The 18,751-nt window shown below is 58.1% G+C and carries 14 protein-coding genes, 1 tRNA gene and 1 rRNA gene; 3 read left to right on the forward strand and 13 right to left on the reverse strand.

Annotation, left to right across the window (positions count from 1 at the left end; translation table 11 throughout):
* Nucleotides 1-88: 88 nt before the first annotated feature.
* Genes ABD997_RS12360 through ABD997_RS12380 form a run of 5 tightly spaced genes read right to left on the reverse strand, consistent with a single transcriptional unit; the run spans nucleotide 89 to nucleotide 4,907 of the window.
* Nucleotides 89-2,119, reverse strand: a complete 2,031-nt coding sequence (locus ABD997_RS12360; protein ID WP_345317356.1) for a type IV pilus secretin PilQ — start codon at nucleotides 2,117-2,119, stop codon at nucleotides 89-91.
* A 19-nt stretch (nucleotides 2,120-2,138) separates the two neighbouring features.
* Entirely contained in the window at nucleotides 2,139-2,654 is a 516-nt protein-coding gene (locus ABD997_RS12365) for a pilus assembly protein PilP (RefSeq protein WP_345317358.1), read from the reverse strand.
* Nucleotides 2,651-3,253: a type IV pilus inner membrane component PilO gene (locus ABD997_RS12370; RefSeq protein ID WP_345317360.1), complete on the reverse strand. Its 603-nt coding sequence runs from the start codon at nucleotides 3,251-3,253 to the stop codon at nucleotides 2,651-2,653. The genes ABD997_RS12365 and ABD997_RS12370 overlap by 4 nt, the downstream gene beginning before the upstream one ends.
* A complete protein-coding gene (locus ABD997_RS12375; protein ID WP_345317361.1) occupies nucleotides 3,253-3,843 on the reverse strand; it encodes a PilN domain-containing protein in 591 nt (196 codons plus the stop codon). The genes ABD997_RS12370 and ABD997_RS12375 overlap by 1 nt, the downstream gene beginning before the upstream one ends.
* Nucleotides 3,831-4,907, reverse strand: a complete 1,077-nt coding sequence (locus ABD997_RS12380; RefSeq protein WP_345317362.1) for a pilus assembly protein PilM — start codon at nucleotides 4,905-4,907, stop codon at nucleotides 3,831-3,833. The genes ABD997_RS12375 and ABD997_RS12380 overlap by 13 nt, the downstream gene beginning before the upstream one ends.
* A 220-nt stretch (nucleotides 4,908-5,127) precedes the next feature.
* Between ABD997_RS12380 and ABD997_RS12385 the strand changes: the two genes are divergently transcribed.
* Entirely contained in the window at nucleotides 5,128-7,632 is a 2,505-nt protein-coding gene (locus ABD997_RS12385; RefSeq protein ID WP_345317363.1) for a penicillin-binding protein 1A, read from the forward strand.
* 78 nt (nucleotides 7,633-7,710) lie between these two features.
* On the opposite strand, the gene argH is transcribed toward ABD997_RS12385, so the two are convergent.
* Genes argH through argC form a run of 5 tightly spaced genes read right to left on the reverse strand, consistent with a single transcriptional unit; the run spans nucleotide 7,711 to nucleotide 13,573 of the window.
* Nucleotides 7,711-9,636: an argininosuccinate lyase gene (argH, locus tag ABD997_RS12390; RefSeq protein WP_345317365.1), complete on the reverse strand. Its 1,926-nt coding sequence runs from the start codon at nucleotides 9,634-9,636 to the stop codon at nucleotides 7,711-7,713.
* A 1-nt stretch (nucleotide 9,637) separates the two neighbouring features.
* Nucleotides 9,638-10,858, reverse strand: coding sequence for an argininosuccinate synthase (locus ABD997_RS12395; protein WP_345317366.1), 1,221 nt, complete (start codon nucleotides 10,856-10,858; stop codon nucleotides 9,638-9,640).
* Nucleotides 10,859-10,890: 32 nt separating this feature from the next.
* Nucleotides 10,891-11,799 (reverse strand): ornithine carbamoyltransferase, encoded by a 909-nt coding sequence (locus ABD997_RS12400; RefSeq protein ID WP_345317367.1) that lies wholly within the window; start codon nucleotides 11,797-11,799, stop codon nucleotides 10,891-10,893.
* A gap of 11 nt (nucleotides 11,800-11,810) precedes the next feature.
* Entirely contained in the window at nucleotides 11,811-12,581 is a 771-nt protein-coding gene (gene argB / locus ABD997_RS12405; protein WP_345317369.1) for an acetylglutamate kinase, read from the reverse strand.
* On the reverse strand, nucleotides 12,578-13,573 hold the full coding sequence (argC, locus tag ABD997_RS12410) for an N-acetyl-gamma-glutamyl-phosphate reductase (protein WP_345317371.1): 996 nt from the start codon (nucleotides 13,571-13,573) through the stop codon (nucleotides 12,578-12,580). The genes argB and argC overlap by 4 nt, the downstream gene beginning before the upstream one ends.
* Before the next feature lie 377 nt (nucleotides 13,574-13,950).
* Between argC and ppc the strand changes: the two genes are divergently transcribed.
* Together ppc and ABD997_RS12420 are read left to right on the forward strand one after the other, a co-directional pair.
* On the forward strand, nucleotides 13,951-16,590 hold the full coding sequence (ppc, locus tag ABD997_RS12415) for a phosphoenolpyruvate carboxylase (RefSeq protein WP_345317375.1): 2,640 nt from the start codon (nucleotides 13,951-13,953) through the stop codon (nucleotides 16,588-16,590).
* 3 nt (nucleotides 16,591-16,593) lie between these two features.
* Nucleotides 16,594-17,148 (forward strand): YceB family lipoprotein, encoded by a 555-nt coding sequence (locus ABD997_RS12420; protein ID WP_345317372.1) that lies wholly within the window; start codon nucleotides 16,594-16,596, stop codon nucleotides 17,146-17,148.
* Here ABD997_RS12420 and ABD997_RS12425 read toward each other — a convergent pair.
* The 3 genes from ABD997_RS12425 to rrf all read right to left on the reverse strand — a co-directional run.
* Entirely contained in the window at nucleotides 17,138-18,427 is a 1,290-nt protein-coding gene (locus ABD997_RS12425) for a CinA family nicotinamide mononucleotide deamidase-related protein (protein WP_345317373.1), read from the reverse strand. The genes ABD997_RS12420 and ABD997_RS12425 overlap by 11 nt on opposite strands.
* A gap of 109 nt (nucleotides 18,428-18,536) precedes the next feature.
* A tRNA-Thr gene (locus ABD997_RS12430) sits at nucleotides 18,537-18,612 on the reverse strand.
* A gap of 43 nt (nucleotides 18,613-18,655) precedes the next feature.
* Nucleotides 18,656-18,751: ribosomal RNA gene (gene rrf / locus ABD997_RS12435) — 5S ribosomal RNA — on the reverse strand; the annotation flags it as partial.

An 18,751-nucleotide genomic window follows, 5' to 3' on the forward strand; every position in this document is an offset into this window, starting at 1 on the left:
CTTTGACGCTAATTTTGGTGGCAGATTATCGCAGGGAAAGGCGCCGCAAAGCAATAGAGGGCGATGCAATGCACCGCCCTCTATTCAATTACAGCTTTTCGGTCACGATCTTGGGAGTGACGAAGATAAGAAGCTCTTTTTTCTCGGTGAAGTCGCTGGTGTTGCGGAAGAAGTAGCCCACGAAGGGGATATCTCCCAACACAGGGACCTTGGAGACTGTGTTGAGCTGTTGCTGCTGGAAGATGCCGCCAAGGACAATAGTCTCGCCATTGCGTGCCAACACCTGGGTCGAGATCCGCTGGGTATCGATGGCGGTCGCAGGGCCTGTCGCCGTCTGAACCGTTTCTCCGCGGGTATCCTGAGTTACGGTCAAGTCCAGCACAATGCGATTGTCCGGGGTGATTTGAGGTTTCACCGTCAAGCCCAGAACCGCCTTCTTAAACTCGACGGACGTTGCACCGCTGGAGGTGGACTGAACGAACGGGATCTCAACCCCCTGCTCAATGAAGGCAGTAAACTGGTTGGCCGTGGTCAAGCGGGGACTGGCAATGATCTCCCCCTTGTTTTCCCGCTCCAGCGCAGACAGCTCCAGATCTAGAAGAGTACCATCGCCGAGTTTGGCAACGTGGAAGGCGATACTTCCGGCAGGCTCTGAAACCGGGAGATTCACGTTCAGACGATCAGCCACATTAGGGGTATTGCCATTCGCTATCTCATCAGCGCCTTCGAGACGGCCAGAGAGTCCACGTCGTCCATCCTGATGGCTCACGCCCCAGCGGATCCCCAGCTCTTCATTGATGTTATCCCGAATGGTCACCATGCGAGACTCGATCACCACCTGCTTAATCGGGATATCCAACACCTCCACAAGACGATAGATATCTTCCAGTCGCTCGGCCGTATCCTGCACCAACAGCGTGTTAGTGCGCTCATCCACCGAGACACTGCCGCGATCAGACAACAGGGTGCCAGACTCTCCAGACAGCAGGTTCATGATATCGCCGGCCTTGGCGTAATTGATCTGGATGTACTCGGAGAACAGAGGTGCAACTTCCAGCTTCTCCTTCTGATCCCGCAGCTGCTGGTTTTCCTGTGCCGCTAACTCGTCACGGGGGGCGACCAGCAGGATGTTACCCTCGATACGCTTATCCAAACCGTTGATCTTGAGGATCATCTCCAACGCTTGGTCCCAAGGTACATCATCCAGGTGCAGGGTCAGGTTTCCGGATACTGAATCCGTCGTGACCAGGTTAAAGTCGTTGTGATCCGCAATTACCTGCAAGACTGTCCGGACGGGAATGTCCTGAAAGTTCATCGACAGCACGCTGCCGGAATAGCTCTCCTCGGGCTCTGCGGGCTGTTCAGGAGAAGAGATGGAAACAATGAAACGAGCCCCCTCCTGGCGGTAATCGTAATCGAAGCCCATACCGCCCATATCCAGGCGGATCAGGGAGTTGTTGCCGTCCCTGAAGGTTTCGAAACCCACCACCTGAGTATTGAAGTCTTCCACATTCACGACATAGAGCAGATCCTCGGGCAACTCCATGTTGTACAGGGTCACCACTAGGTCAGCGCCGACGCGTTCCATGTTGGCCGCTGCAGAGTTAGAGGAGAGGCCAAGGGTCAGTTCGCCCTGACCTTCCGAACCGCGATGAAAATTAATCTCCTCGATACGGTTCATGTAGGCGGACGCCCCTTCGACGGTACCACTGGTATCGTTCAGGACCAGGTAAAAGCGGTCCCCTTCGATTCGGGTGTGATAGGGGGCGATCTGATCCAGGTTGACCAGCACACCGAGGCCCTGCTCTTTCTCCTGAAACTGGATATCGGTAACCCCACGACTGTTGATTGGCACCGAATCTACCGCCAGAGCATGATCGCTGTCCGGGAAGCTCAGCTGTAACTGCGCCGGAGAGCTCGCGATCAATATTTCCGGCTCAGGCACTGCGCCGTCGAACTCGAACTCGATCTCCATCTGCTCACCGACCTGCCCCTGGTATCGCAACTCCGTCAGTTGGGCAGCCCAAGCGCTGTTGGCCATCAAACCGCAGATGGTCAGAACCAGTCCCCCGCGTGAAAACTGGTTTGTTACTCCCTGTAACCAATTAAATCCGTGCATTTTTTTGTCCCTTACTTGCTTATTTGCTTGCCATGGCGAGCTGCGTATCACGCGTGTGCCAACATCCCTTGGCATCGGGAATCCACTCTTCTACCACCATGGCCGAAGGGCCAATGTGCTTCACCTGACCGTGGAACAAACCGATGAAATCGCCCCGATCAACCTTATGCACAGCCCCATCACCGGACTGCAGTAGTGCCCAACTCTTGTCCTGCTCTTTCATTACCCCTTTGAGCATGAAGCTGTCCACGGCATACGCCTCGAGAGGCGTTTTCATGCGCTTAAGGTCGGGTTTGGGACAGTTGGGTTCATCGCCGAGGCCTCGCTCATCCACCTCCACCTTTTGATAACGAAAGGGGCTGCGGAGATCCGCGACCTCGTAAGGAACCGAAACAATTCTCGGTGCTGGTGTTGTGACCTCATTGAAGGGGACGGGCGTGGCCTCAACCTCTGCAACGTACTGACGCAGATCTCCCATGCCACCGCCGCAACCGGTCAACAACAATCCGAAATAGATGCAGATATGTCGCTTCACTTTTTCTTGCCCTCCTTAGCGTCGCCACCCTCCTCGGAGAAACGATACGTCTTGGCCATCACTGTCATCGCCAAGTCATCACCCTCGGGTTTCATCACGAAGTCGTGCAGGCTTACAATCCTTGGCAGTGCCGCGACACCGGCCGAGAAACGACCGAAATCGTGATAGCTACCCCTTATCTCCACTTCAATGGGCATCTCAACGTAAAACTCTTGACGGGACTCCGGCTGCCAGCTGAGGCTTTGGATCGCCAGTTCCGCATCCGTTGCCAGATAGGTCACCGAGTCAAGCAAACCGGGCATTTCATTCGCCGTCGGCAGCATCGCCAGCATCTCCTGGAACTGCTCCTTCATCTGTGCCAGTTGCTCCCGGTACTTCGGTAGATTCGCCGCCATCCTGTATTTGCGCTCAAACTCCTGCTTGAACGTCATCTCCTGCTGCTCCAGCCGTTCCAGGCCAGCCAGGCTGTCTTTTAACATCAGGAAATAGCCGAGTACCAGCGTCGCCACCAGCAGGATCAATGCGGTAATGATCTTGACCTCCTTGGGCCAAATACCGATATTTTCGATCTCCAACTCTTCCAATTTGAGATCCATCATCACTCTCCTTGCATCGCCAGCTGAGGCTCGATCTCACGGGGGCCATTACCCAGCGGCAGCACCTTGACGTCCAACTTAAAGGCGTGTTCCCTGGCATTGATGTTATCGGCAGCCACAATTTTATGGATGCGAGGCTCCGCCAGCCAATGCGCCGTCTCAACCCGACGCATCATGTTCGCCAGGTGATTGTTTGAGTCGCAATACCCCTCCATGGAGACATCGTGCCCCTTGACCTCCACACGGGTCAGGTAGACCCCAGGGACCATGACGCGAGCCAACTCATTCATCACCTGCACAGGCACGTGTCGCTGACGCTGCAAGGCCTGTATCACCTCGATACGCTTCAGCAAGAGCTGCTGTTGCTCTTTAATCCGCTGAATTTCAGCGATCTTCACGTCCAGCTCTTGGATCTCCTGCTGCAGGTAGGCATTGCGCTGCTGCTGTAGGTCGACCATCTCACCGATCACCAGATTGGCGACCAGAACCATTAAGGCACCTAGGGCGGCGACCCCGCCCAATATGGTCAGGTACTGTTTCTTGGCGCGTGCACGCTGTGCCTCGCGCCAGGGCAATAGGTTTATATGTGCCATGGTTCAAAGCTCCTCAGGGCCAGACCGCAGGCCACCATATAGCTGACGATTTCCGGCTCCACCCGTGCCTTGAGCTTGGCACTGGCCTTAAGACGACCGGAAAAAGGATCTGCAACATAAACGGGGATCTCAAGCTCAGTGCTGAGAACGGAGACCAAGCCTTCGATGCGGGCACTACCACCACAGAGGATTAAGGCTTCCACCTTTTCGTACTGACTGGCATTGATGAAGATTTGGAAGGTTCGGCGGATTTGTTGAATCAACTGAGTTTGGAATGGCCCCAGGACCTCAAAGACATAATTGCGAGGCAGTTCACCGGCAATTTTCGCCTGTTCCGCCTCTTCGTAGCTCATGCCGTAGTAGTTGAGAATCGATTGGGTGAATTGTTCGCCGCCAAACGCCTGCTCCCGGACAAAGGCCGTTTCTCCGTCAGCCACGATGGCGAAGGTACTCATACTGGCACCCAGATCCACCATCCCGACTACCTGGCCAAGGCCCGAATTCGGCAACTGTTCCGCCAGCAGCTTGAAACTGCGGCCAAGGGCATAGCCCTCAACATCAATGACCTTACTCTCCCAACCGGCAGCGTCGAGCGCCTCAACCCGGGAGTCAACGTTATCGCTGCGGCAGGCCGCCAGCAGGATTTCGACCTTTTTGGTGTCCTCGTTGGTTCGCAAACGTTCGAAGTCGATATTCACATCTTCAAGCGGATAAGGGATAAGGCTGTCGGCTTCAATCTCAATTTGAGCCTCAAGTTCCTCCTCAGACAACTCGGCGTCCATGAATATCACCTTGGTCATCACGGTCGAGCCGCTCACCGATGCCGCGCCATACTTGACCCCCTTGGGGAGCTGCGCTTTCAGTTTTCGCATCGCCAACGCCACTGATTCGGGATCCCGGATCTCCCGGTCAACCACCGAACCTTTAGCGAGCGGGACCTTAGCAACGCCCTCTAATTTGTAACCCCCGGGCGATTCAGACAGCAGCACCGCTTTGATTTCCGAGGTTCCGATATCAACACCCACCATGATGGGCTGCTTAGGTTTGAACCAATCTGTCAGCATTATCCCTGCCCGCTAGAAGCGAAATTTCCTACACAATTGGATCATACAATGAACCATTAACCTTCGCCAACACAACCACTTATTCGGCAAATTTAATGCACTAAACGTCATTGTTTTGGCGATTTTCTGGTGATCTTGAGTCGATATTTTGGCGACTTTAGGCCGATACCTTACCAAGGTATACTTGGCGGTCACTTAAACCTTTAGGAAAATAACTTACGTGAAGTGGTTAAAACGCCTGACAGCGATCGCACTGTTCCTGCTACTCCTCGGTGGCGCCGCCTTAGCAGGGCTTTATGCGTGGCTGGCACCCGACCTTCCGGATGTTGAAACGCTCAAGACGGTTCAACTGCAAACACCGATGCGAGTGTTCAGCGCAGACGGCAAACTGATCTCTCAGTTTGGCGAAAAGCGTCGTATCCCTGTCGAGATCCAGGAGGTGCCCAAACCACTTATTGAGGCGTTTTTGGCCACTGAGGATGCCCGCTTCTACGAACATAAGGGTGTGGACCCGGTCGGCCTCGTGCGCGCCGCGCTCGCTGTCGCGGTGTCAGGCAGTAAAGTTCAGGGCGCCAGCACCATCACCATGCAGGTCGCACGGAACTTCTTCCTGACCCGAGAGAAGTCCTATATCCGTAAAGTGCGGGAGATCATCCTGGCTCTCGAGATCGAGCGGGTATTGAGCAAAGACGAGATCCTTCAGCTCTACCTCAACCGAAGCTTTTTGGGTAACCGAGCCTATGGAATCGGTGCCGCCGCCCAGGTCTACTACGGTAAAGAGCTATCGGAGCTGACTCTGCCCGAGATGGCGATGATCGCCGGTCTGCCCCAGGCCCCTTCAACCCAGAACCCGATCCGCAACCCCAAAGCGGCAATGCAGCGGCGGAATACAGTGCTGTGGCGGATGAAAGATGCTGGCTACATCACCGAAGCTGAATACCAGGAGGCACGTCAGACGCCACTGACCGCCCGCTACCACGGTGCAGAGATCGAACTCTATGCCCCCTACCTGTCAGAGATGGTGCGCGACCATATGGTCGAAACCTATGGTGAAGAAGCCGCCTACACCCAGGGCTTTGATATCTACACCACCGCCAGCGCCACCACCCAGCAAGCCGCTCAACAGGCGCTGCTGGCCAACCTTTTTGCCTACGACACCCGCCACGGTTATCGCGGCCCGGAAGCCACACTGTGGTCAACGGACGGAGATTCTGCCTGGAGCGAGGCGAAGATCGTCGCCCACCTGAAAAATGTGCGTCGATACCGCGAGCTGTACCCCGCAGTGGTGATCGCCGTTGATGAGCAGGAAGCCCAGGTTCTCAATGCAGAGGGAGAGCGGCTGACTCTGACTTGGGAGGGGCTCAATTGGGCGCGCTCCTACATCAGTGATACCCGTCAAGGCCCGGCTCCCAAGCGCGCTTCAGATGTGGTCACCGCCGGTGATCAGGTCTGGATCCGGCGCCAGGAGGAGAATTGGTGGCTGGCTCAGATCCCGCAGGCCAGCAGTGCCTTTGTCGCCTTAGACCCGAACTCTGGCGCCATCCTGGCGCTGGTGGGCGGATATGACTTTGGTCAGAGCCAGTACAACCGCGTTACTCAGGCGAAACGACAGCTCGGCTCCAACATCAAGCCCTTCCTCTACTCCGCTGGCCTGGAGCATGGCTATACCCTGGCCACGCTTATCAATAACGCTCCCATCACCCAGTGGGATCGCAGTCAAGGCACGGCCTGGCGTCCCCGAAACTCACCGGACGTGTATACCGGCCCGACCCGTGCACGGCAGGGGCTGGCCCAGTCGATCAACGTCATGGCGGTCAGAATGATTCGCGAAGTTGGAATCGATAACTTCATCCAACATGCACTCAAGTTCGGTTTCGAGCCCGGCGATTTCACCCCCAGCGAATCCCTGGCACTGGGCTCTGCGTCCGCCACACCGATGGAGAATGCCCGCGGCTTCGCAGTGTTCGCCAACGGCGGCTACCTGGTGGAGCCCTACTTTATCGAGCGCATCGAGCGCAGCACCGGCGAAGTGTTGTACCAACATCAACCCAAAATTGTCTGCCCAGAGTGCGAGCGGGCGATCCAAGAAGCGGTCCCGGAAGACGCGCCCGCGGCCCTCGCCAACCAGTGCCCCTGGCCGGAGGAACTGCTAGCCCCCCGGGTGATCAGCGAACAGAACGCATTCCTGATTAAGCAGACGCTGCAATCAGTGATCTGGGGCGGCGGAGACTGGAGCGCCGGCACCGGCTGGAATGGCACCGCCTGGCGGGCCGCCCGCCTGCTGAATCGTCGCGACATCGGCGGGAAGACCGGGACAACCAACGACGCCCGGGATACCTGGTTTTCAGGCTACGGACCCGGAATTATCGCGACGGCCTGGGTCGGCTTTGATGATCACAATCGCCGCCTCGGCCGGACCGGTTGGAGCCCCTATGGATCTGAAGACCAGATCACCGGCGGCGAGTCTGGCGCCAAAACGGCGGGCCCCGCCTGGAACCTGTTTATGCAGTCGGTTCTCGATGGGGTGCCGGAACAGAGTGACCCCGTCCCGGAAGGGATAGTGACCGCCAGGATCGATCTGGCCACCGGCAAGCTGTCCAGCCGCAACGATGCCAGCAGTCGCTTCGAATATTTCATCGAAGGGACAGTGCCCACGGAGATTGCCGACGCCGCCCCAACGGAGGAGAACCTGTTTGAGCAGGAGCTGTCGGAGGAGCTGTTCTAAAGCAGCATCTGCAATAGTATCAACGAGATAAGAAACGCCCCGGGCATTTGCCCGGGGCGTTTTTACACTCAACGAAACTTAAGCGAAGCTGTAGGCCATCGCCACCTCATCACAGGCATTCTGACGGGGGCAGCGGTCACAATCTTTCATCACCTTCTCTGGCAAGACCTCTTTATTGATCTCGGCGAAGCCCAGCTTGCCGAAGAAGCCTGCAACCCGGGTCAGGACAATCACCTTTTCCAGCTCCAGTTCCCGTCCCCGTTGCAGCATGTAGTCCACCAACGCACGGCCTTGCCCCTGGCCATGATGCTCAGGATCGATACCAACGCTGCGCATCTCCGCCAAACCCGTCGTATAGATATAGAGTGACGCACAACCCACCACCTTGCCATCCTGCTCCGCGACGGAAAAATCGAGCACATCCTGAAGGATCTCGTCTCGGGTTCTTGGCAGGGTTTCGCCCAGCTCGGCCCAGTAACTGTTGATTCTGTGGATCGCCGCCACGTCGGAGAGGCGGGCCGGACGCACCGACAACAGCTCCGCCTTGTGGGCATTGAGTCGCTGCTGAGAGAGATCCAGCGCATGGCGTACCTGTTGCGGCGCGGTGCCCCCAACACTGGCACGATCTGCCACTGCCTGCTCTGCCGAGGCTTTTTGCTGATCCAGCGCCTGGGCGATCTGCGCCAGCGATGTGCCCCCTTTTGCCACTCGCTTGGCCAGGCAGGCATCGATGGTCAGGTGTTGGTAGACATCGGACTCAATGACCGAGGAGAAGGCCTGCAACTCAGGCAGGCTGAAATCTTCCAGCGCCTTGCCGGCATCGATCGCCGCCAATACCGCCTCGCCCACCACGTGGTGCGCCTGACGAAATGGCATCCCCTTGGCGACCAGGTAATCCGCCAGTTCGGTGGCGTTAGCGTAGCCCTGCTGAGCCGCCGCCAGCGTGCGCTGGGAATTGACCTTGACCCCCTCCAGCACCAGCGCCGACATATCCAGACAGATAAGCCAGCTGTCGATAGCATCGAACAGCCCCTCCTTGTCCTCCTGCATATCCTTGTTGTAAGCCATGGGCAGGGCCTTCATGGTGGTGAGGATCCCAATCAAGGCACCATAAACCCGGCCGGTCTTGCCCCGGATCAACTCAAGGGCGTCCGGATTCTTTTTCTGTGGCATCAAGGAGGAGCCAGAGGTCACAGAGTCCGACAGTTCAATGAAACCCGCTTCGCCGGAGTTGTAGAAGATCAGATCCTCGGCCATCCGCGACAGGTGCATCATGGAGATCGACGCGGCACTGCACAGTTCAATGACATGGTCACGATCCGACACCGAATCCAGGCTGTTGTTGCTGGCCTGACGGAAACCCAGCGCGTGCGCCAACGCCTGGCGATCCACCGGATAGGCGGTGCCGGCTAGCGCACCGCTGCCCAGCGGGCAGGTATCCAGGCGATTCAGTGCATCTTTGACCCGCAACAGGTCCCGCTCCATCATCTCCACGTAGGCCATGGCCCAGTGACCGAAGGTGATGGGTTGGGCACGCTGCAGATGGGTATATCCGGGCAACACGGTTTGGGCCTCACGCTGCGCCAACTCCAGCAATTGCTGCTGCACGCGGACCAAGGCCTCAATCATCGCTTCACCCTGATCCTTACACCAGAGCTTCAGATCTGTCGCGACCTGGTCATTGCGGGAGCGGCCGGTATGCAGCTTCTTGCCCAGATCCCCCACTTTGTCGATCAGGGCCGACTCCACAAAGCTGTGAATGTCTTCGGCGCCGGAGTCGAGGATCTGCTCCTCGGTGACTGACGCAGCCAGATCATGCAGCGCCTTGATCAGGGTGCCATGCTCGAGATCGTTCAGCACCCCCACCTGCTTCAGCGCGCCGGCCCAGGCGATCGAGCCCGTGATGTCCTGCTGCACCAACCGGTAGTCCACCGGTAGCGAATCATTAAAGCGTTTGAAGCGACTGTCTGCGGCGCCGCTGAACCGCCCACCCCATAATGCCATCTCAGGACTCCTCGGTTGAGTTCACGCCATTGAGGGCCGCGATGCGGCTGGACAGGCTGAACAGACGGATAAACCCTTCGGCGTGCTTCTGGTTGTATACCTCATCCTCCTCGAAGGTCGAGAAGGCCTCCGAGTACAGACTGTTGGGGCTCTTACGCTTGACCACGGTGGCGTGCCCCTTATAAAGCTTAACGACGATCTCACCAGTGACGACCTTGGCCAGGCTCTCGGCAGCGGCCAGTAGGGCATCGGATAGGGGCGTAAACCAGCGTCCGTCATAGATCACATGGGAAAACTCCAGACCAACCTGCTCACGAAACTTAAAGGCAGCCTTGTCCAACACCAGAGTTTCCAGTCCCCGCAAAGCGGCGTTGATCACGGTCCCACCAGGGGTTTCATAGCAGCCCCGGGACTTCATTCCCACCAGGCGGTTCTCGACGATGTCGATACGGCCCACACCGTGACCTGCCGCCACCCCATTGAGGTAATTGAGGGCGTTGTAGGGCGTCATCGCCTCGCCATCCACCGCTGTCAGCACCCCCTGCTCAAAGTTCAAGGTCACGTACTGTGCCTTGTCCGGCGCCTGCTCGGGAGAGACCGTCCAGGTCCATACCTGCTCTGAAGGTTCACAATAGGGGTCCTCCAGCTCGCCCCCCTCGTGGGAGATATGCCAGGCATTGGCATCGCGGCTGTAGATCTTCTCAGCACTGGCGGTCGTGGGGATGTTCTTCTGCGCCAAGTAGTTCAGCAGGTCGGTCCGGGATTTCATCGACCACTCTCGCCAGGGAGCGATCACCGCCAGTTGCGGCGCCAAGGCGGCGTAGGTGGACTCGAAACGCACCTGGTCGTTGCCCTTCCCCGTGCAGCCATGGGAGACCGCATCCGCCCCCAACTCCAGCGCCAATTCAACTTGGGCCTTGGCAATGATGGGCCGGGCCATGGAGGTCCCTAGCAGGTAGGTACCCTCGTAGATGGCGCCGGTCTTAAGGATTGGATTCACGTACTCCGCCACGAAGGCCTCTTTCAGGTCCATCACGTAACAGCTGGAGGCACCGGATGCCAGCGCCTTCTCCTCGACCCCCTCCAGCTCGGCAGGGTCCTGACCCACATCGGCCACGAAGGCCACCACTTCACAATCGTGCTGCTCCTTGAGCCAGGGAATGATCGCCGAGGTATCCAAACCGCCGGAGTAAGCCAGTACCACTTTATTGATTTTCGACATCTCTATTTCCTTATCCAATTCTGTTCAATGACTTACTTCGCAAGCAGGGACAGCAACACGGCATTTTGAGCGTGCATACGGTTTTCCGCCTGATCGAGAATGAGTGAGCCCGGACCATCCATCACTTCGGAGGTGATCTCCACCTCCCTGTGCGCCGGTTGGCAATGCAGCACATATCTAGCCCCGCTGGAGGCCATGAGAGCGGAGTTGATCTGGTAGGGCTGGAATTTAGCCTTTATGGAGGCCAGAGGGGTGTCATCCCCCATGGAGATCCAGGTATCGGCGTAGAGGGCGTCACACCCCTCCAGCGCAGAGAGCTCCGAACTCAGCGTCACCTGGCCACCGGTCTGAGCAGCAATCGACTGGGCCTCAAGCACCATCTTGCCGTCAGGAAAGTGGCCCGGCGGGCAGACCACGATGATCTTTGCACCCAGCTTGGCGGCGGCGAACATCAGCGAGTGGGTGACGTTATTCCCATCCCCCACATACCCCAAGGTAACTTTGTCGAGTTCGCCGCAGTGCTCTCTCAGGGTCATGAAGTCCGCCAGCGCCTGGCACGGGTGGTAGAGATCACACAGCGAGTTCACGATCGGAACCGTCGCATGTTGCCGCAGCGCCACCAGGGTCTGATGATCAAACACTCGGGCAACAATGGCATCGCACCAACGGGACAGGTTGAGGGCAAAGTCCTTGACCGATTCACGCTGTCCCAAGGCGCCGTTTTGCTGGTCCAGGTACACCGCATGCCCACCGAGCTTATGGATGCCGATATCGAAGCTGACCCGGGTTCGCAAACTCGGTTTTTCAAACAGAGTCACCACCGATCGGCCCTTGAGGGCATCCTGGTAGGGGGTGTAGTCCCGCTTCAGGCAGATTGCCTGATCAATGATCGCCAGGATCTCCGCCGAAGTGAGATCTTTGAGTGTCAGTAAATCCTTCATCTTGCCTACCCTCAAGGTTGTATTACCGTGCCGACCGAGCCACCTTCGAGCAGCGCTGTCAGCTGCTCCGGGTGACGCCAACTGGCTATCCGGACACAATTGTTAATGCTTTGCGCCGCCGCCAGGGCCGCCTCCACCTTCACCTTCATTCCGCCTTCGATCACCCCGATCGCGACCTGCTTGGCACACTCGCTCCGATCCAGGGTGGGCAACAGCTGCCCCTGGCCGTCAAGGACGCCGTCGACATCCGACAACAGCACCAGTTCGGCAGCCAGCAACTGGCACAGCGCAGTAGCCGCCTGATCCGCGTTAACGTTCAGCAGTCGACCCGCCTCATCAACGGCAATGGAGCTAACAACGGGCAACATGCCCAGTTGCAGCAGCTGCGTCAGCAAACGGGGGTCCCCCGGTGAAGCCTGCCCCACCCGGCCCAGCGCCGGATCCAGGACCTGTGCCCGAACAATGCCGCCATCCGCCAAAGAGAGCCCCACAGGCGTCAGTCCAGCCCGGGCCGCCGCCGCCACCAGGGCGGTATTGGCGGTGCCGGCCAGAGCACCGGCGACCACCGGGATCTGTGCCTCCGGGGTCACTCTCAATCCCCCGCACTTCTCCGAGGTAAAGCCATTGGCAGCAAGCTGCTGCTCAACCACAACGCCCCCCCCATGAACCATGACCAGCGGCCAACCCGCTTGATGGAACTGTGTCAGGGTCTGAAACAGCGCCGCGACAGCGGTGTCACTGGCCAACAGGGCACCGCCCACTTTGATCACCAAAGTATTCATGCCGACACCCCCAGACCAAATCGAATAAGTATGCACTGCAACGCCTGACTCGCGGCGCCTTTCATCAGGTTGTCGATGGCACTGGCCACCACCAGAATCCGCCTCTGGCTGTCCAGCTTCCAGGCCAGCAGGCAGCGGTCGCTGCCCGCAACATCATCAACCTTTGGCCACTCCCCCTGTGGCAACAAGTGCACCTTGCCCGCTGTGTCGTAACAGCCATAGGCTGCCCTCACCTCAGTCTCGCCCACGCCCTCAGCCATGGGCACCGTGATGGTCGCTAGGATCCCGCGCTTGAAGGCGCCGAGATGGGGCGTAAACACCACCGGATGATCAAGCTGGCTCTCGATCTCCGGCTGGTGTCGATGACCGAGCACACCGTAGGGGGTCAAACTGACCTGGCAAAAGCTGGTATTCAGTGCCGCCTTTCGACCGGCACCGGATACACCGCTGACGGCGTTGATCACCGGCACCCCATCATGGGCGATAAGTCCGTTCACTTTGAGTGGCATCAGTGCCAGCAAAGAGGCGGTCGGGTAGCAACCGGGAACCGCAATCAGGGAAGCATCACTCAGGGCCTGTTCGGCATGTTCAGCCAATCCATACACAGCCCCTGATAAACAGGCCGGGACCGGATGTTCGAAACCATAAAACTGGGGCAGGAGGGAAGGATCACGAAAGCGATGCGCGCCGGACAGGTCAAACACGACCACGCCCTGAGCCAGCAACTTTGGGGCTAACTCGGCACTGACGGCATGATCCGTCGCCAAACATACGGCGTCGGCCTGCGTCAAAGCGTCAAGATCCAGCCCCTGAAGGGGCAGATCGACGATCCCGATCAGCTCGGGGTAGAGGGAAGATAGGAGGCGATCCCTGTCGGCACTCCCGGGTGATACATAAAGACCAGACAGCTGCAGATGGGGGTGCTGAGCGATGAGCTTGGCCAAAATGGCTCCGGTGTAACCGGAACCTCCGACGACAGAGACCCTTACCATGGTCAGACTCCTGCGGATTTTAGAAACAAAAAAACGGGCGAGGGGGCACCTTAAGGTACCGGTGGGCCAAACGGCCCTAACAGGCGGGGGTTATCGTCGTCGTAATTGGAAAACGGTTGTGTTCATGATGGGTGGCTCAAAACGTCCTTGCTCAATTGAAATCAAGAGTAACGAAATTGAGATATTATTCAACCCTTATGAATAATTATTTCACTATCGGATCGATTGAGAAAAACGCCACCAGTAGGATCCCCTAAACCCTGCACCAACATAGCCTAACCCTCTGTTTTGGTGCAATTTCATCCAGAGGCGCTTGACGCTGTTACCTTTGCGCCGCAGGATCGGTCAACATGCAGAAATTTCAGGGAGAAGAGATGATGGCCGATATGTACGCCCAACTGCGGGCGAACGTCCATCTGCTGGGGTCTGTCCTCGGTGAAACCATTTTCGCCGAGCAGGGCGAAGAGTTCCTCAACCGGATCGAAGCGGTCCGAAAGCTGTCAAAAGCCTCTCGCAACGGCGACGATGATGCTCGAGGACAGATGCTGGCAATGCTGGCGGAGCTTCCGGATCATGAGCTTGTGCCCTTCGCCAGCGCCTTCAACCAATTCCTGAATCTGGCCAACATTGCCGAGCAGCATCACTCCATCTCCCGCAACTGCGATGAGTTGGTGTGCGTACCGGACCCAGTTGAGCAACTGCTGAATCGTCTGCTGAAGGGGAAAGCCAAGCTCGAGCCCCAACATATCCAGGCAGAGCTGGAGAAACTGGATATCGATTTGGTGCTCACCGCCCACCCTACCGAGATAACCCGGCGGACTCTGATCAAGAAGTACACCCACCTCATCGACTGCCTCAGCGAAAAAGAGAACCCTCAGCTCTCCCGGCTGGAAAAAAAGCGTAACCAACTCCGCATACGGCAGCTGGTGGCTCAGATCTGGCATACCGATGAGATCCGCGATCAACGCCCCACCCCGGTGGACGAAGCCCAGTGGGGCATGGCAACCGTGGAAGCCAGCCTGTGGCAGGCGGTGCCAGAATTTTTACGTCAGCTGAGCGAACAGATCCAGGAGCATACCGGCGCACTGCTCCCTCCCCATGTGGCACCGGTAAAATTCTCAAGCTGGATGGGTGGTGACCGGGACGGCAACCCCAATGTTACAGCCGCAGTGACCGAGGAGGTGCTGCTGCGTAACCGCCTGACCGCCACCCGCCTCTATCTTGAGGAGATCAACCTTCTGCACAGCGAACTCTCCATGAGCCGCTGCGACGATGCCCTGCGCCAAGAGGTCGGGGAGGTGCGAGAACCCTACCGGGTGGTTCTCAAAGATCTTAAGAAAAGGCTGCAACGCACCCAGGAGTATCTGGAGCAACGTCTCGATGGCTACGCACCGGATAACCGATGCAACAGCCTGATTTGGCAACGCAGCGATCTGCTTACGCCTCTGGAACTCATCTATCACAGCCTGCTCAACAGCGGTATGCATCTGATCGCAAACGGCAGTCTTTTGGACACCATACGCCGGGTCCACTGCTTCGGTTGTACACTGGTCCGGGTAGATATCCGGCAATCATCGGACCGCCATGCGGATGCCATTGCCGAAGCCACCCGCTATCTTGGGCTCGGCGACTACAACCACTGGAGTGAAGAGGAGAAGCAGGCATTTTTGCTTCGTGAATTAAGCAACCGCCGCCCTCTGCTGCCTCACCACTGGCAAGCCTCCGAAGAAACCCAGGAGGTGCTCGATACTTGCCGGCTCGTCGGTGAACAAAGCCAGGAGGCATTGGGCTCCTATGTCATCTCCATGGCAGCAGCACCCTCCGATGTCCTGGCGGTGGCCCTGCTACTGAAAGAGTGCGACTGCCCCTTTGCCCTGCCCATTGTGCCGCTATTCGAGACCCTCAGTGACTTGGATAATGCCGCCTCGGTGATGCAGTCTCTATTCACCATCGACTGGTACCTGGGCTATTGCCGGGGACGACAACAGGTGATGATCGGCTACTCCGACTCGGCAAAAGACGCTGGCGTAATGGCAGCCTCCTGGGCCCAGTACCGGGCGCAGGAAGCGCTGGTGGAGATCTGTCGCAGTGCCGATGTGGCCCTGACCCTGTTCCACGGTCGCGGCGGTTCTATCGGCCGTGGTGGTGGGCCGGCTCACCAGGCGATCCTATCCCAGCCGCCGGGTTCGGTGGACAGCCGCCTCCGGGTAACCGAGCAGGGCGAGATGATTCGCTTCAAGTTTGGCGTCCCCCAGGTGGCGGTGCAGAGCCTCGCCCTCTATACCTCCGCAGTGCTGGAGGCTACCCTGCTGCCCCCGCCGGCCCCCAAGCCGGAGTGGCGAGCGCTGTTTGACGAGATCGCGGCGACCTCCGTGGAGGCGTATCGCGAGATCGTCTGGCACGATGAGGACTTCGTTCCCTACTTCCGGGCTGCGACACCGGAGCAGGAACTGGCGGCGCTGCCACTGGGCAGCCGTCCCGCCAAGCGCCGGGCCGATGGTGGTGTAGAGTCCTTGCGAGCGATCCCCTGGATCTTCGCCTGGACCCAGAACAGACTCAATCTGCCCGCCTGGCTCGGAGCTGGAGAGGCCCTGAAAAAAGCCGTAGAAGCGGGTCATCGTGACACCATGCGGGAGATGTTCAAACAGTGGCCACTCTTCAGTACCCGGCTCTCCATGTTGGAGATGGTGTACGCCAAGGCAGAGCCGAACCTGGCCAGATACTATGAGCAGATCCTGGTTCCCTCAACGCTGCACCCGCTGGGTGAGGAGCTGCGTCAACGACTGCAGACCGGAATCGACTGCATTCTGGACCTCACTCAGGAGCAGAGCTTGATGGAGCTGACCCCGTGGAGCAAGGAGTCTGTGGCACTGCGCCACCCCTACATTGATCCGCTGAACTTCCTCCAGGCCGAGTTGCTGCGCCGTTGCCGTAAAGAGAACGACAGTGCCGAGCTGCAACAGGCGCTGATGATCACCATCGCCGGCATCGCCGCCGGTCTGCGCAACACGGGGTAGAACATGAAACCAGGGGCGATAGGGGGCTGGAAAGCCATACTGCTGGTACTGGGCTTAACAGGCTGTGCCAGTCACTACTCGGTATCCGAGTCCGAGCTGAGCCAGCACCTGAATCGGCACCTGCGCAGTGAAACCGAACTCAGCGCGGACCGTTTCCTGCGAGCAACTCTGACGCTGTCTGACATTGACGTGCAGATAGGGAGAACTCCGGACAGGGTGACCGTTACCGCTGACTCTCGCCTGAGTGTCAAAACCCCCCTGGTGCCACTGAAGGCCCGGGTTGAATTCGAGTTTGAGGCACGCCCCTGGTATGACCGGGGCGACCACAGTGTTTATCTTCAGGAACTGACACTGGTCCGGATGGAGGCGACTCCCCGGCAGCTTGAGCAACTGATCCTGCCGGCGAGCCAGGAAGCGATGCGATTCGTCCGCCTCTACCTGGAGAGCCAGCCGGTGTACCGACTGGATCAAAAGGGGTGGAAGGAAGACCTGTTAAGGCGTTTTGGTAAGGAGATCCAGATCCAGCCAGGCCGACTGGAGTTTGTGCTCAGGCCTTAATAGACTTGGCTCCAACCCGCTCAAAGTAGCCATACTCAGCCATCACCGGCAACCCAAGCAGGTGGCGACGGACCATATCCAGCGCGACCGTCGCCGCCAGGAGGCGCACCTGGTTGCGTTGACGGCTGCCAAGCCTCAACATTTGCGCTTCAACCCCGCCACTGTGGGCGAGCGCAAAAGCGACCGTCCCTACGGGTTTATCGGGGCTACCACCGTCAGGTCCGGCAATACCTGTAATACTGATGGCCAGGTCGGTCCCGGCCTTTTGCTTTGCCCCTGCAGCCATCCCTACTGCGGCTTCCAGAGATACCGCACCATACTGAGCCAATACCCTCTCATCCACACCCAACTCCGCCTGTTTGGCCCGGTTGCTGTAGGTGATCCAACCGCCAAGCAGGTAGCAGGAACTGCCGGGAAAATCGACCAGCTGACTCGCCACCATCCCCCCGGTACACGACTCCGCGGTGGCCAAGGTCAGTGACTGCTCACTTAATAACCGATGTACTGCATCCGGAACGCTGAGCACATTTTCACCGACCAGAGCATCCCCAATGCGCTCACGGATCTGCTCAAGCAGCGTCTCCCAAACCTGTAGCGCCACATCTCGACGCTGCATTAACTTGAGTTCGATATAGGGAAGTGATGCCCGATAGCCCAGCTCCACTCCGGCAGGTAACGGCAGGTCATCGAGGATATGTGCCAGTTGCGACTCGCCCTGGCCAATGGTCAACAGCCGGTGCAGCGGCATCTTGGGGGCCAATCCAAACTCGTCACACATCCAAGGTAAGACCTGCTCCTCCATCATCCGCTTGAGCTCCAGGGGAACCCCCGGGGTAAAGACGAACCAGGTTCCTCGCCATAAAATACGAAAGCCACAAGCGGTGCCAACAGGGTTGTCGATCATCACCGCGCCAACGGGCAGCATCGCCTGCTTACGGTTGATGGCCGCCATAGGACGGCCACGACGAGCAAACATCTCGGTCATGGTCGCAAGCCAACCCTGGTGCAGCTCCAGCCCGACCCCCATCGCCTGAGCAATCGCTTCGCTACTCAGGTCATCCGAGGTTGGCCCCAACCCGCCATTCACCAGGACCACAGAAGCCTGACCGGCGGCAGATGTGAACGCGCCCACAAGATCGGCCATACGGTCACCCACGGTGACTCGGCGCCGCAACTCTTCGCCATGCTCCAACAAGCGTTGCGCCACCCAGGCAGCATTGGTATCCACTATCTGTCCTGACAGCACCTCTTCACCGGTGCAGATCATCTCTATATGCATCAGACTCTCCTTGTTAGGAGACCCACCCTAATGCACAAAGGCAAAGTGTGACAAGATAGAGTCAGACACAAACGAAAAAACCCAGCCGTTAGGCTGGGTTCTTCGAAAATGGTGCTGATACCCAGAGTTGAACTGGGGACCTCACCCTTACCAAGGGTGCGCTCTACCAACTGAGCTATATCAGCAATTTTTTAATCCGTCCGAGTATCAGACAAACCATAAATAAGCGTCTGGCGATGACCTACTCTCACATGGGAACTCCCACACTACCATCGGCGCAACTGCGTTTCACTTCCGAGTTCGGCATGGGTTCGGGTGGGGCCA

The sequence above is a fragment of the Ferrimonas gelatinilytica genome (genome assembly GCF_039544205.1).
GTDB lineage: Bacteria > Pseudomonadota > Gammaproteobacteria > Enterobacterales > Shewanellaceae > Ferrimonas > Ferrimonas gelatinilytica.

What these genes read in the sequence shown, in the direction of transcription:
- ABD997_RS12360 (WP_345317356.1), bottom strand. Translation starts at nt 2,119, where the DNA reads ATGCACGGATTTAATTGGTTACAGGGAGTAACAAACCAGTTTTCACGC.
- argH (WP_345317365.1), bottom strand. Translation starts at nt 9,636, where the DNA reads ATGGCATTATGGGGTGGGCGGTTCAGCGGCGCCGCAGACAGTCGCTTC.
- ABD997_RS12400 (WP_345317367.1), bottom strand. Translation starts at nt 11,799, where the DNA reads ATGAAGGATTTACTGACACTCAAAGATCTCACTTCGGCGGAGATCCTG.
- ABD997_RS12395 (WP_345317366.1), bottom strand. Translation starts at nt 10,858, where the DNA reads ATGTCGAAAATCAATAAAGTGGTACTGGCTTACTCCGGCGGTTTGGAT.
- ppc (WP_345317375.1), top strand. Translation starts at nt 13,951, where the DNA reads ATGGCCGATATGTACGCCCAACTGCGGGCGAACGTCCATCTGCTGGGG.
- ABD997_RS12425 (WP_345317373.1), bottom strand. Translation starts at nt 18,427, where the DNA reads ATGCATATAGAGATGATCTGCACCGGTGAAGAGGTGCTGTCAGGACAG.
- ABD997_RS12375 (WP_345317361.1), bottom strand. Translation starts at nt 3,843, where the DNA reads ATGGCACATATAAACCTATTGCCCTGGCGCGAGGCACAGCGTGCACGC.
- ABD997_RS12380 (WP_345317362.1), bottom strand. Translation starts at nt 4,907, where the DNA reads ATGCTGACAGATTGGTTCAAACCTAAGCAGCCCATCATGGTGGGTGTT.
- ABD997_RS12420 (WP_345317372.1), top strand. Translation starts at nt 16,594, where the DNA reads ATGAAACCAGGGGCGATAGGGGGCTGGAAAGCCATACTGCTGGTACTG.
- argB (WP_345317369.1), bottom strand. Translation starts at nt 12,581, where the DNA reads ATGAATACTTTGGTGATCAAAGTGGGCGGTGCCCTGTTGGCCAGTGAC.
- argC (WP_345317371.1), bottom strand. Translation starts at nt 13,573, where the DNA reads ATGGTAAGGGTCTCTGTCGTCGGAGGTTCCGGTTACACCGGAGCCATT.
- ABD997_RS12370 (WP_345317360.1), bottom strand. Translation starts at nt 3,253, where the DNA reads ATGATGGATCTCAAATTGGAAGAGTTGGAGATCGAAAATATCGGTATT.